The following is a 13,362-nucleotide window of genomic DNA, read 5'->3' as shown; positions in this document are numbered from 1 at the left end:
CTTCTAAAAGGACATCGCCTAGGAGGTATTCCCCTAGGCGAATTGAAGTTTGTGGTTAACGAACACTATCTCACTAGTCCAAATGCTCTTATCCAGGTAGGGCAGACTAATAGAATTAAGAAGAACGATATGAGACAAGCATTAGATAAAACACTGCGTAAGAAGCTAGAAGATACGGTAGTTAAAGCCCGCGATATTGTAGAGAAAGCCGTATTTGAAGCGCTACAACGTTTGGGTGTGGCAGAAGCTCAAGCTCCAAGTTATTTAAGTGAAGAAGAACGTGCGCTACGTAATAAGTTGCGTGCCCACGCTCGTCAGCTCGGTGACAAATTAAAAGATGGCAAACAAGAAACTGAGCGACTAATCAACGAAATGGCCTATGAGCATTGGCATCGTATGCTGTTTGCTCGTTACCTAGAGCAAAACAATCTATTGATGTATGACGAGTACACGCCAGTCACACTGGACGAATGTTTTGAGTTGGCAGAAGAAGAGCCAGATTGTAAAGACGGCTGGGAGCTTGCAGGTCGCTTAGCACAAAAAATGCTTCCACAAATTTTCCGTGTTGATTCGCCTGTTTTCGATATCAAGCTATCGATGAACCGCGTTGAGGAACTAGAAAGTTTGATTGCACAATTAGACCCTCAAACCTACCAAGCGCAAGACAGCTTAGGTTGGTGTTACCAGTTCTGGCAAACCAAGAAGAAAGATCAAGTTAACAAGTCTGGTGTAAAAATTGGTGCGCAAGAACTAAGCCCTGTTACCCAACTATTTACAGAGCCTTACATGGTGAGCTTCTTACTTGATAATGCGCTTGGTGGGCCAATAAACGCCTTTCTCAAGATGATTTAATTCGTGCAAACAACGAGCGAGAGCTGCGTGAGCTGGCTTCTATTCCTGGCGTTCCTCTAGAATACCTTCGCTTCTCCAAAGAAGAAGACGGAACTCAATGGAAACCAGCAGCGGGTGGGTTTGAAAAATGGCCTGAGAACTTATCAGAGCTTAAAACACTTGACCCTTGCTGTGGCTCTGGTCACTTCCTTGTTGCTGTTTTCTTAATGCTTGTCCCTATGCGTATGCAACTTGAAGGTCTATCTGAGCAGCAAGCGGTTGATGCGGTACTGCGCGATAATATCCATGGTTTAGAATTAGATCAACGCTGTGTAGAGCTAGCGGCATTTGCACTGGCTTTAGAAGCATGGCGCTACCCAAATGCAGGCGGCTACCGTGTGTTACCTGAGCTTCAATTAGCCTGTTCTGGTATGTCGATTACTGAAGCTCAAAAAGAGTGGAAAGATTTAGCGAAAGGCGATGAAGCATTAACAGATGCAATTGCTTGGATGCAGGAGACTTTTAAAGATGCGCCAATTTTGGGTAGTTTGATAGATCCACTTCAGAGTTTAGATAGCAACTCTAAGGAACCTTGGAGTAGTTTGTTAGAAAATATGGAGTGTAGTCACACAACAGATGCATCTAGAGTTCTAGCTCAAGGTATTATAAATGCGTCTTCGTTGCTTTCCCAAAGATATGACTTAATAATCACCAACCCTCCATATTTGGGTGAAAAGAAGCAAAATCCAATTCTCAGGGATTACAGTAAGAAGCATTTTCACAATGCTCGTGCGGATTTAGCTACTACCTTTGTTTCAAGAGGAGAACGACTAGTATCTAAAAAAACGCAGTGTTTAGTTTTACCTCAAAACTGGTTGTATCAGTCTTCTTATAAACAATTTAGAAGAGAGCTATTGGCTAAAAAGCGTATTTCGTTTATCGCACAACTCGGGAGTAATGCCTTTGAGTCGCAAGTTGGTGCTGATGTAGTGTTACTCATTTTGAATGATTCGGATCAAGACATAGTAGGGTTGGATTCAACTCAATTGAAAGCAATCACTGACAAGCAAGATCTCCTAGCTTCAGACAGTTTACTAACGCTGCAACCTAATTCTCTATTGGAGCATTCTGACTCTAGAATAGTATTGAGTGAGAGAAATACTGATATGGAGCTTCTAGAGCAGCGAGCACAAGCGCTTGCGGGAATCAACAATGGAGACAATCCAAGATTTACGCGTAACTTTTGGGATTTTGATACTTGGAGTAACGAGTGGCAGTTACAACAGACAACATCGGTAGATAGTTGTTTTTACAGTGGACTTACTCAGCTTTTCCGTTGGTGCAATGGCGGAGGCGTATATAAGAAACACGTTGACTCACTGAACGGTCGCTTAGGTGGTTCATGGAAAAGAGGACACAATATTTGGGGCAAAAGAGGCGTTTCAATTAGTCAAATGGGTCAATTGGTTGCGAACCTATATAGTACAGAGTTATATGACCAATCTGTCGCGATGATTGTACCAACAGAAGATTATGATTTACCCGGTATATGGGCTTTTTGTCAATCTTCAAAATTTAATGAAGAAGTAAGGAAAATTGACAAAAAGAAAAATGTTACGAATGCGACCTTGGTAAAAATTCCATTTGACAAAAATCATTGGGGTATGGTCGCGAAAGACAACTTTCCTAACGGCCTTCCTCTACCGTACTCCGATGATCCAACTCAATGGATTTTCCATGGTCACCCATGCGCATCAGTCATTTGGAACGAAGAGTCTAAAACTACTGCTGTAGGTGCTTTACGCCAAGATGACACCGTACTTCAAGTCGCTGTCGCTCGTTTACTCGGTTACCAATGGCCAGCTGAACTTGATCCTGAAATGGAACTTGCACCAGAAATGCGCGAGGTGATGAAGAAGAACGCAGATTTTGCAGGCTTGATAGATGATGACGGTATTGTTTGTATTCCAGCAGTACGTGGTGAGAAAACCGCAGCCAAGCGTTTAGAAGCAATTTTACACAAAGCCTACGGTGACGAATGGACAAGTTCAGTCGAGCAAAACCTACTTAAAGCAGTAAAAGCGAAAGATCTTGAAAGCTGGTTGCGTGATAAGTTCTTTGACCAACACACTAAACTATTCCAGCACCGCCCATTCATTTGGCAGATTTGGGATGGCTTGAAGGATGGCTTCTCAGCACTGGTTAACTACCACATGCTTGATTACAAGGGCCTTGAGCGCCTGATTTATACTTACCTAGATGACTGGATCAGTACCCAGAAACGTGATTTAGCTGACGGCAAAGATGGTGCCGACATTCGGTTAACAGCGGCTGAAAACCTCAAAAAACAACTCGAAGCTATCCTAGCTGGTGAAAAGGACTTGGATATCTTCGTGCGTTGGAAATCGTTAGCAGAGCAGCCAGTTGGTTGGAACCCAGACTTGAATGATGGTGTACGTTTGAACATCCGTCCATTTATGCTAGCGAAAGACGTGGGCAAAAAAGGCGCAGGTGTACTGCGTGGTAAGCCAAACATCCACTGGAAAAAAGACCGTGGTACAGATGTCGCTTATGCTCCATGGTTTGATCTTGGCCCAGTCTACGGTGAGAGTGAGGGTAGTCGTATTAACGATCATCATCTGACGCTTGCTGAAAAGAAAGCGGCTAGGGAACAAGTGAATGATTAAGTCGGTAGAAAACTACGCGGTTTCTGCCTTGTTTAGCGTAGATGAGAAAGTCATCTACGCTATCCCTAGGTATCAGCGTGAATACACTTGGGGTAAATGGCAGTGGGATACATTATTTGAGGATTTGCTCGACAATGATCCAAGCTACTTTTTAGGTTCTATTATCTGTATCAATCAAAGTACTGACGCACTAGCTGTACAATCATTGGAGCTGGTTGATGGTCAACAGAGAATGACTACTCTGTCATTGCTTAAAGCAGCCATATACTCATGCTTCAAGAACCTTGACGTAGAACTTGAATTTGAACAACAACTCGAACTTCATAACTTGAAGCACAAGTTGATTTTGAAAAGCAATGCAGATCAGACTCGTATTGTGCCGCAGGTTCAAAATAGCAATCAGCAGGATTATTTCTGGGTATTAAATCAAGCGGGCGTACTCAAAGAAGCCGACTACCCTTCAAATGCGGGTAATCGGAGAATTGTTCGAGCTTTCCGACATTTCAGCTCTCGAATTAAGGAATATCTCCAAGAATCAAGCGATAGAGTGTCAGCGCTAACATCACTAATAGAAAAAGTGAATACTGCAACCTTAGTCAGGATTGAGGTGGCAAGTCATTCTGATGCGTACACATTGTTTGAATCATTGAACAATAGAGGTGTACCACTTACCGCGATTGATCTTATTAAAAACAAGCTACTTGCTAAGCTTGAAAGTGATGATGAAGGCCAAATTGACAAGCATTTCAATAATTGGACGAAGGTATTAGGTTACCTCGGTGATGATTATGGCGTTCAGGAGCGCTTTTTTAGGCAATACTACAATGCGTTTAAGCCTAAGTTGAAAGACATAGTTAGTGTTCCTGTTGCGACTAAGTCGAACCTAATGCAAGTCTATGAGAAGCTTATCTCACATGATGCAGAGACATTTCTTACTAAGATGATTAAGCATTCTGAGTTGTATGCGCAGATCATTTGCCATAACCAGGTTCCAGAGCAACCAAGGCTTTCTTATTTGCTTGAAGATTTAGAACGTGTTCAAGGGGTGCCTTCTTATCTGCTTTTGATGCTGCTTTTTGCTAAGCAAGAAAAGCTAGGGCTGTCATTTGATCATTTAGAAAACATCACCAAGTTATTGATTGCTTTCTTTGTTAGACGTAATACAACCGACAGACCTGCCACTCGCGATCTTACTCGAATCTTTATGGACTTGACTGGGGTAATACCAACTCTTCAAGGGGATGAAATTGTTGATGCGGTGGCGATGAGCTTAAGCCGAGTTAGTGCTGATGACGAAACATTCAAACGTGATTTGTCAGGCAATTTATACGCAGATAATAAGTCGGTGTGTCGTTATGTATTGTGTGCCCTAGAGCAGAGTCGGATGACACGAGAGACGGAGCGTAACTTGTGGGCTGTAAAAGGTAAGCAGTTTGTCTGGACTATTGAGCATATCTTCCCGCAAGGAGAAAATATTCCTCAGTGCTGGGTTGATATGATCGCACAAAGTGATGAGGCTTTGGCGAAGCAGTATTTGGAAACACACGCTCATAAACTCGGTAATCTGACTATTTCTGGGTACAACAGTACGCTTGGAAACAAAAGCTTTATTGAAAAGCGAGATAGACAGGAGAAGAAAGGCAGCCCTGTGGGATACAATAATGGTTTGTACCTCAATGCTGAGCTTGCTAGAGCTGATTCATGGTCAGTCGAGCAAATCGACAGTCGAACGCAAGATCTTGTGCAACAGATTTTGCAGATGTACCCGTTACCAATTTCTAACAAAGAAAGGCTTTAATGTTAGTCGTTAATTATTTAATCGAGCAGTTGCGAAACTCTGCAACTTTTAATAAATCAGTTCAAGTAGCACCCGCTGCCATTTTGTGGACAGACATTGACTGCCAATGGCAATCCGCAATGCCATACATAAAACAACAGTTGCCTGAACTTATTGAACTCGGTGAATACAAGCCAGAAGAACGTACAGGCCCTGCGATTTGGGTTAAGTGTGCGATTGCCGCAAAACTAGAAGAGTGCGAACTACCTGAAGATAAAACGCCAATTATTTATCTTCCTGGTGTTGGGCGAAAAGATTTGCGAGCTATTGAGCAATGCCCTGAGTATTTACAACCATTGGCTGAGCTGCAATACCGTGGTTGCTGGTGGGCGTATAACACGGCAGGACGTGACTGGTCTGTTGGTTCATTTCTAACTAATCCTAAAGTCGGTTTAGAATTCGATCTTGCAAAAGACACTAAAACTCAAGAGGCGATACTGAAGGTTTTACCCGATCTATTAGAAACCCCAGCAACGAAGTTGATGGGTAAAAAGTTAGAAGCGGAAGATTTCTACTCAATCGTTCTCGATGATCCTATCAAAGATATTTTGGGATGGTTAAACAACCCAACCGAAAAAGCTGAGCAATGGCAAGGCAGTAAGTGGGATATTTTCAACCAGTCCTGCATTTCAAGATACGGTTTTGAACCGAGCGAAGCGAATATGGCACTTGCTTTGGAGCTGCTCTGTGATGCTCAAGGTGAGTGGCAAGGCGTATGGGAACGATTTGAAGAGACTGCAAGTAATCTTCCTGTACTGGTCGACCGCCTAAAAACAGTAGTACCATCGGGGCTTGCTTTTGACGCTCAAAATTACTTATCCGAAAACTTGCGTGATGAATCTGTTATTGAAGATGCATTTAAGCAAATTGCGGGCAGTAATCGTGAGAACCTGAAGCAGACGTTCACTGCACTGTGGAATGGCCAACAATCGCGCCAAGATTGGATATGGTCTCAGCTAGGCTTTTCTCCTTGGTTAGACATTTTAGAGCAAGTTACGATTGTGCTTGAGCATACAGAGATCCCATTTACATCAGGTTCTCCAGAGGGCATGGCTGAGTTGTATATCAGTCGTTTCTGGCAGGCTGATGCAGCAGTGCTGAGTGCGATGGCAAAAGCGAAAGATATTCACCATCAGCAGTTGGTTGCTGATGTGCTGGCTGTTATATACACACCGTGGTTGGAAAGGGTAGCGCTTAACTTCCAAGATCAAGTCCGATTGAATGGTTACCCTGGAGATAAACAGTTAAAAGAAACATCAGCAAACTACTCTGTTGGTAGCCAAGTGATTTTCTTTGTTGATGGGCTACGTTTCGATACCGCTCAGCAACTGGAGAACAAACTTTCAGCCATTGGTGTAAATACCGATCTCACTTCTCAATGGTCTGCGCTCCCGTCATTGACAGCAACAGCCAAAGCCGCAGTAACACCGCTGGCTGATTTGCTAACGGGTTTAGAGGACAACGATGACTTCATTCCTGCACTAGCGAGTACACAAGCGTCTTTTAGTAGTCACTACCTCAAGAAGCTACTTGCCGAGCGAGGCTGGCAATACTTAGATGGACTGGAAACAGGTGAACCGAATGGTTATGCCTGGGTGCAAACAGGAGACCTAGATAACTTAGGTCACAAGCAACAGTTAAAGATGCCACAGTACATTGAGCAGGTATTGGATGATGTGGTCGCACGAATCCGAGGTCTATTGGACGCAGGGTGGAAGCACATCAAAATCGTCACAGACCACGGCTGGCTATGGGTGCCAGATGGCTTACCAAAAGGTGAAATTCACAAGTCATTGGGAACAAACCGCCAACGTCGCTGTGCGATATTGAAGAGTAATGTTCAATATGATGGCTTAGTCGTACCTTGGTTCTGGAACCCGAGTGTTTCTATCGCTATGGCACCTGGTATCTCAGGCTATGTGTCGGGCGATCACTATAATCATGGTGGACTGTCATTACAGGAGTGTTTGACGCCTGTATTAAACGTTAGGAACGCTCAGTAATGTCATCTCGAGAAGAACAGATCACAGAAAAAGCGATTAAAGAAGCTAAGAAGCTCAAAAAGAAGCTTGCAAAAGAAATGGTCGATCACTTACCTCAGGAGGAGTCTGCCGTGTCGGTTTTCATGGCGGGTTCTCCAGGTGCAGGTAAGACCGAAACGGCTCGCAACATGATTAAGACCTTCAAGAAGGAATCTGGCGTAGATCTTGTTCATATAGAAAATGATGAGTTACGCAAGGAGTTTGAGGATTACGATGGAATAAATTCTCCCTTATTTCAAAGGCCTGCTACTCTTTTAGTAGAAGCGATTCATGATAGAGCATTAAAAAGGGATGTTAGTTTTATATTAGACTCTACGCTATCTAGCCTCGAAAAAGCTAAAGATAACATTCAGCGTTCTCTAAAACGTAATCGCTATGTTCTTATTATCTTTGTTTACCAAGAGCCAGAGCAGGCTTGGTGTTTAGTTAAAGCAAGAGAAATTGTCGAGGGTAGAAGGGTTCCTGAAGAAGTGTTTGTGAATCAGTTTATGGAATCACAAAGAGTGGTCAGTGAGTTGAAAAAGCTTTTCCAAGATCAAATTGATATCATTTTTATTGAGAAAAATATTGACGGCAGGAACGAAAGACCTCATTTTAACGTAAGCGATATTGACGCACTTCTGCGTAAAAAGTACAATCGCGAATCTTTAGAAGCCATCGTTGGCTTAAATAAGTAATGGAGGATAGGATGTTTACTACAAAGCGTGAAAAGGTAAAATCAACCCCTTTCTCTGAGTTTGTGCGTAACGCTTCTTCTGGTGAAAAACGTAAGTTTTTTGATAAGGTGGTGAAAGAAACCATCGAAGAGCAGAAGACAATGATAGCGAAAGCTAAGCAGCACGACTGTCACTGTTAAGCAATACTGCAACTAGTGTATTTAAAACAAAGCCGCGAATATCGCGGCTTTGTTGTTCCTAGAAAACACTGTTATGTCGTATCCGAGTGGTTTGGATGTCATGGCTAAGACGTTGTTCATCTTCAGAATTAGATTCCAAGAATGATCCACGTTGGTACAGAACGATAAGAGTATTGTCTTGTTCAACATCGAGTAAGCTACAAATCTCTTCCATATCATCCGAATCTAGAGAACGTTTGAAAGCATCCATCTGACCAGAGAGATTATAAGTACTAAATATACTCGCCATGACTCGCTTATCTTCCGTTTTCTCACCACCACCTGGATTTACTACCTGGTTAAAGGAAACCTTTTCACCTTGATTTAGTTGTGAGGTGAAAGCTAATGCTCTTGCCTTTGCACAACTTTGAGTTCCATCATCATATGTTGCGCCATTTACCCATTGTGCTTTGATCCAATTCTGATGTTCACCACGAAGGGCGCGGTTCTTCTTTCTGTACGGCCCATCATCACCGATTAGTTCTTGACGGATTAAGCTAATAGCTTCTAAAAGTTCTGGGTCAGTAGTAAAGATGGAGAAATCGAAATCAGGGTCTCGAAGTTTACCAGGGACAGCAATATAGCCTTTGGTTGAGTAGGTTTTGCTATCGGTAAGTTTTTTCGTAATCTTGTTTTCAGAAACAGGGGCTATTGTCGTACCACGGTCAAACCCTCTTACTTCATAACGTGAACAAATTTGGTCAAATAACTGATGAAGTCCTTCAAACTCATGGCTGTTATGATTGGACTCTAAATGATCAAGTAGTTCACCATAGGCTCTGACTGCATCGAGGTTGGTGTAGTGCTTTGCTGTAGTATTTTCATGATAGCCACAAGCTCGACCAATATTAGCTTGTACAACCGCTGCAATATTAGCAATTGTGCTATCCCAAGAGTTGATCAGTGTCTCTTTCATCTCTTGACCGAAGTTAACGCCAGCCCTAAATCCCGCTACTGTTATTGCTATCAGTTTGTCATCAAATAATGCAGCAGTTTCGTATTCACGCTTAAAGTCATTGATAGAGCAGAGTTCATGTTCTTCTAGGCCTACTAGTTTTTGACCAATAATATGAATTTGATGTGGCTCAATACCGTTAGAGAGCAAAACATCTCTTGCAATTTTTGCCTGACTGCTAGGTACTCGAATTAATGACCAACCAGAGCCTTCATGTTCTTTGATTTGGCGAATAAAACGGTTTCTCAACAGCGAGCTGTCGCAAAAATCACGTGAATTTTCATCCAGTTTAATGATCTGGTTATTGCGGTGCATTTGGCGAATGCCATGGTACTCATTACTGGTTTTATGGAAGACCAAAGAGGTGTTGAAGTTATGGCGGAGAATGGAGTCTTCACCAGCCGCATAGAGCGCACTAAACGGAGTCGCAGAGACAAAGGCAACATTGCAGTGGCAATTGTCATGCTCAAGGTAATTGAAAACCTTGTCGTATCGCACGCTATCAATGCTTGAACCATAGTGACACTCATCAATAATGATCAGCTTAGGGGCTTGAAACTTGAAGTGTGTCTTTATTGCGGATTCAAAATTTGTAAAATTACTGACGACCACGTTTTTGCTAGCAGACAGGTCTTGTTTAGCCTGCTCTTGAAGCGTAAGGTCAGCCATGGTTACTAAATATAACGTGTCTTTCAGACATTTTCTGTCGATTATCACTTCATCTGAAAGTGAAAGTCTTTGCAAGCAAGATAGGGCAAGTGCAACACCTGATTTACCAGATTGCATTTCCGCAGCAATGACGACTGCTCTAGATCCTGCCTTAAACTGGTTGAATGCTTGTTGTGCTGCTTCGCGTTGGTGTGGATACGTATTATTTGAAATAGTATGCTCAGCAAGTTTGCGGTGCTTATCAGAGTTATTCATGGTTAGTACCAAAAGTGGGAGCTAACAAGCCCCCGCTAAGATTATTAATATACCGATTCGGTTTTGTCTGAAAAATGAGATTCATCGCTTAGATCTCCAGATTTTTCAGGCAATTCATTATGTTGTTTCTTTGCGATGGAACGCTCGATATCGTATTCACCACGTTTGTAGAGTACAAACATTGTGTCGTCTCGCTCGATATCGAAATAATCACACATGTCATAAACATCCTCTAAGGTCATAATTTTTTTATCAACCTGGCGACGAGAGATGTTGTATACACTGAATATGGTCGCGGTGACTAGCTTGTTTTCTGACAGTTCGCCTGAACCAGGAGCGACAACACGGTTAAACTCAAGGTATTCATCGTTGTCTAGCATTGCTGTGTAGAGCTTTGCTTTCTCTTCCTGAGTACCGTCCGCATGAGCTTTCTCAGGGTTGTTGTAACTGTCACCATTGACCCATTGTGCTTTTATCCAGTTCTTCTTTTTGCCACGCATTGCTCGATTGCCTTTGACGCTTGGCGCTCCTTTGGCAGTAAACTCATTGCGAATTATCTCAATAGCTTGAAGAAGGTGTTTATCTCTGGTGTATTGGGTAAAGTCTGCTTCGTCATCCAATAGTTTAGCTGGAACAGCGATATAACTGTCTGTCCGATAGGTTTCAACGTCACCGATAGGTCGTCTACGCTTATATTTGATCGTTAAACCAACATCTAGACCGTTAACTTGATACTCTTGACATACATCTTCAAAGAATTCTTTTAGTCCATCAAAGTCTGAGGCAGCTTCCTCGGAGCACGTTTTTTCTAAGTGATCCAAAATAGAGGCATAAGCTTCTGTTGCATTGAGATTCGTAAAGTGCAGTGAAGAATTGTTGCCATGGTAACCACACGCACGACCTATGTTGGCTTGTACAACTGCTGCAACGCTAGCAACGGTACTATCCCAAGTCGAAATTAGATTGTTCTTCATCATTGCACCAAAGTTGATGCCAGCTCTTGCGCCAGCAACAGTGATTGCAATTAATTTATCCTCAAAGATGAGAGCATCATCAAACTCACGTTTAAAGCGTTCTATACTGCAATGCTCATCCTCGGGAACACCAGTTAGCGAGTTGCCAAGAATATAAACAGAACTTTCATCTACGCCTTGACTGATCAGAAATTCTTTAGCATCCATTGCAAAACCAGCAGGAACTCGGACTAAAGACCACCCCATACCCTCGTGAGACTTAAATTGTTGGATAAACTCGTTACGTTCAGGTGAGTCTACTAGGAAGTTTTTAGTGTCTTGATCCAGTCCTTTGACTTTGCCACTCTTTAACATTTCACGGACACCATAGTATTCATCGCTGGTTTTGTGAAATACTAATCGAGTGTTGAAATCTCGCCTCAAAATAGAGTCTTTAAGTGCACTTTGGGCGGCTTCTTGCGCCTCAAGAATAAGAGCCTGATCGTCTTCGTATTCGGCCTCTTGTTGAATTTCAATAGCCTCTTGATATTCAGTTTCCGCTCCGTACAGAGCACTGAAAGGAGTAGCAGAAATGAATACTACTTTACAGCTATCGTTCTCTTGTTCAAGGTAATCAAAGATCTTACTGTATCTGACAGCAGATACGTTTGAACCGTAGTGACACTCATCAATGATGATCAGCTTAGGTGGGTTTCCTTTAAAGTCATTCTCCAACGCTTTTTCAAAATTAACAAAGTTACTAACGACTACATTCTTCGCTAATCTTAGGTCAGCTTCGGCTTGTTCTTTTAGTGCTGTATCAGGCATGGTCACTAAGTAGAGTGTATCTTTAAGCTGCTTGCGATCACAGATATCGATGTCACTTAAACTGAGTCTTTGTAAGCAGCATAAGGCAAGAGCTATTCCTGATTTACCTGCTTGCATTTCTGCCGCAGTTACAACTGCTCGCACATCACCAATAAGAGCATTAAATGTTTTCGAAGCCGCATTGACTTGGTGCGAGTGAAGAGTGTTACTTTCAAGTATGGTATGAACCATATGACGAAGTTTGTCTGCTTTAGTTGTCAATTTTTCTAGCCTAACTGTCACCAAAATAATAGTTGCATATTATACCGATTAGACCTGCTTTTGTGAAAACTACTTATGAATTAGAGTTAATGACACGGATTGTTAAGCTTGATTATAAGTTGCGGCATTAAACTACGGCAAAGAGCATGTAGCATCGTTCATTCCCGATTCTAATAGGCCAGGCATTAACAATTTTGGGTAATGATCATGTGGGAAAGCTATCGCCTCGGGGTAGTTCTTAATAAGTACAATTAAGACCGTATTTTAGTTCTTGTGGCGTCACACAGAAGTGATAGGGCTTTTAGTCAGTGACGGCTCTTGCTCTTCGCCTTCTTTCAAGCGTTCTATTTGAAAGTGCAGCTTAGCAAGCACCAGTTCAATATCTGCCACTTCTCCATCAAAAAGGTCTTTGCCACAATGATTGAGAACTGCTGCAAAAATGCGCTCAGCTTGAGCCAAGAATCGTTGTTTCGGTTGATTAAGTGAAACAGGAATTTCGCGTATGCTAATTATCTCTTTGTAAAGTTGTGCTGCATATAAGCCATCGCGCTCAATTAACTTGGCAAACACTTGATATTCTGAACTATCAATTTTTCGGTGGTCGATAAGCCGCAATCGGCAAACACGTTTAATCATTTGCGCAGCACCAACGCGAGCTGCTGCTTGTGTATCGCACTTGAGATGTCTAGCAAAAGCAACGAATGCCGCTGCTTCGGTTGTGTGTTCTCTGTAGTTGACTTCACGTTTCATAATTGACACCAGTGATGTTCTTGCAATTGTTTCCATTGCTTATTCATTACAACAATATTACTTGAGTGAATTTTCTTGTCTAATACAAATAAATGCATAAATTCAATGATTTGTGTGAATTTCGAATTCAACCATCTGTATTCTCAGGATAATTATTGTCCTAAAAAAATTTGGGTAAGTATTTTTTAATCGACTCTATCAAGTGACGTTATAGGCGTGGCCCAGCTGCGCTGGAAAGATAGCCAGTGATTTGCTGATAGGGAGGTTCAGATGTCTTAATCAATTCAAATAAACTCATCGAGAAACTAGCCCGTCATTATTCGCACCATAAAACTGGAGTAAATTGTATGCGCCCCATGAACCCACGGGGCGGTGTTGTTAATGTTTGAAGTTCCAAGG

General features: G+C 42.3%; 9 protein-coding genes. 6 read left to right on the top strand and 3 right to left on the bottom strand.

Translation table 11 applies throughout. The annotated features are described in order from the left end of the window. Positions 1-129 precede the first annotated feature (129 nt). Genes AAFM34_RS03790 through AAFM34_RS03765 form a run of 6 tightly spaced genes read left to right on the top strand, consistent with a single transcriptional unit; the run spans position 130 to position 8,253 of the window. Positions 130-852, top strand: a complete 723-nt coding sequence (locus AAFM34_RS03790; protein WP_341660127.1) for a hypothetical protein — start codon at positions 130-132, stop codon at positions 850-852. After that, positions 852-3,518 carry an Eco57I restriction-modification methylase domain-containing protein gene (locus AAFM34_RS03785; RefSeq protein ID WP_341660233.1) on the top strand — a complete coding sequence of 889 codons (2,667 nt, stop codon included), beginning with the start codon at positions 852-854 and terminating at the stop codon, positions 3,516-3,518. The genes AAFM34_RS03790 and AAFM34_RS03785 overlap by 1 nt, the downstream gene beginning before the upstream one ends. Beyond that, positions 3,511-5,316 carry a DUF262 domain-containing protein gene (locus AAFM34_RS03780; protein WP_341660125.1) on the top strand — a complete coding sequence of 602 codons (1,806 nt, stop codon included), beginning with the start codon at positions 3,511-3,513 and terminating at the stop codon, positions 5,314-5,316. The genes AAFM34_RS03785 and AAFM34_RS03780 overlap by 8 nt, the downstream gene beginning before the upstream one ends. Then, positions 5,316-7,358, top strand: coding sequence for a BREX-1 system phosphatase PglZ type B (pglZ, locus tag AAFM34_RS03775; RefSeq protein WP_341660123.1), 2,043 nt, complete (start codon positions 5,316-5,318; stop codon positions 7,356-7,358). Before AAFM34_RS03780 ends, pglZ begins: the two co-directional genes overlap by 1 nt. Continuing rightward, entirely contained in the window at positions 7,358-8,074 is a 717-nt protein-coding gene (locus AAFM34_RS03770; protein ID WP_236110298.1) for a zeta toxin family protein, read from the top strand. The genes pglZ and AAFM34_RS03770 overlap by 1 nt, the downstream gene beginning before the upstream one ends. A gap of 11 nt (positions 8,075-8,085) precedes the next feature. Further along, complete coding sequence (locus tag AAFM34_RS03765) at positions 8,086-8,253, top strand: hypothetical protein (protein WP_005376180.1); 168 nt, start codon at positions 8,086-8,088, stop codon at positions 8,251-8,253. Between the two features lie 58 nt (positions 8,254-8,311). On the opposite strand, the gene AAFM34_RS03760 is transcribed toward AAFM34_RS03765, so the two are convergent. From AAFM34_RS03760 to AAFM34_RS03750, 3 genes are all read right to left on the bottom strand, one after another. After that, positions 8,312-10,171 carry a DEAD/DEAH box helicase family protein gene (locus AAFM34_RS03760; protein ID WP_341660118.1) on the bottom strand — a complete coding sequence of 620 codons (1,860 nt, stop codon included), beginning with the start codon at positions 10,169-10,171 and terminating at the stop codon, positions 8,312-8,314. A gap of 44 nt (positions 10,172-10,215) precedes the next feature. Next, positions 10,216-12,213 carry a glutathione synthase gene (locus tag AAFM34_RS03755; RefSeq protein ID WP_341660116.1) on the bottom strand — a complete coding sequence of 666 codons (1,998 nt, stop codon included), beginning with the start codon at positions 12,211-12,213 and terminating at the stop codon, positions 10,216-10,218. Positions 12,214-12,492: 279 nt separating this feature from the next. Next, the gene (locus AAFM34_RS03750) at positions 12,493-12,999 is read right to left on the bottom strand and encodes a hypothetical protein (protein ID WP_341660114.1); all 507 of its coding nucleotides are present in this window, start codon (positions 12,997-12,999) and stop codon (positions 12,493-12,495) included. Positions 13,000-13,362 lie beyond the last annotated feature (363 nt).

The sequence above is a fragment of the Vibrio sp. genome (assembly GCF_038138445.1).
In the GTDB taxonomy this organism is placed as follows: Bacteria; Pseudomonadota; Gammaproteobacteria; order Enterobacterales; family Vibrionaceae; genus Vibrio.
The sequence above is the reverse complement of the archived record's forward strand: the minus strand, read 5'-3'. Positions and strand labels throughout refer to the sequence as shown.

Bases quoted from the DNA above. Each gene is read 5' to 3' on its own strand.
- AAFM34_RS03790 (WP_341660127.1), top strand. From the start codon at position 130: ATGAGACAAGCATTAGATAAAACACTGCGTAAGAAGCTAGAAGATACG.
- AAFM34_RS03780 (WP_341660125.1), top strand. From the start codon at position 3,511: ATGATTAAGTCGGTAGAAAACTACGCGGTTTCTGCCTTGTTTAGCGTA.
- pglZ (WP_341660123.1), top strand. From the start codon at position 5,316: ATGTTAGTCGTTAATTATTTAATCGAGCAGTTGCGAAACTCTGCAACT.
- AAFM34_RS03770 (WP_236110298.1), top strand. From the start codon at position 7,358: ATGTCATCTCGAGAAGAACAGATCACAGAAAAAGCGATTAAAGAAGCT.
- AAFM34_RS03765 (WP_005376180.1), top strand. From the start codon at position 8,086: ATGTTTACTACAAAGCGTGAAAAGGTAAAATCAACCCCTTTCTCTGAG.
- AAFM34_RS03760 (WP_341660118.1), bottom strand. From the start codon at position 10,171: ATGAATAACTCTGATAAGCACCGCAAACTTGCTGAGCATACTATTTCA.
- AAFM34_RS03750 (WP_341660114.1), bottom strand. From the start codon at position 12,999: ATGGAAACAATTGCAAGAACATCACTGGTGTCAATTATGAAACGTGAA.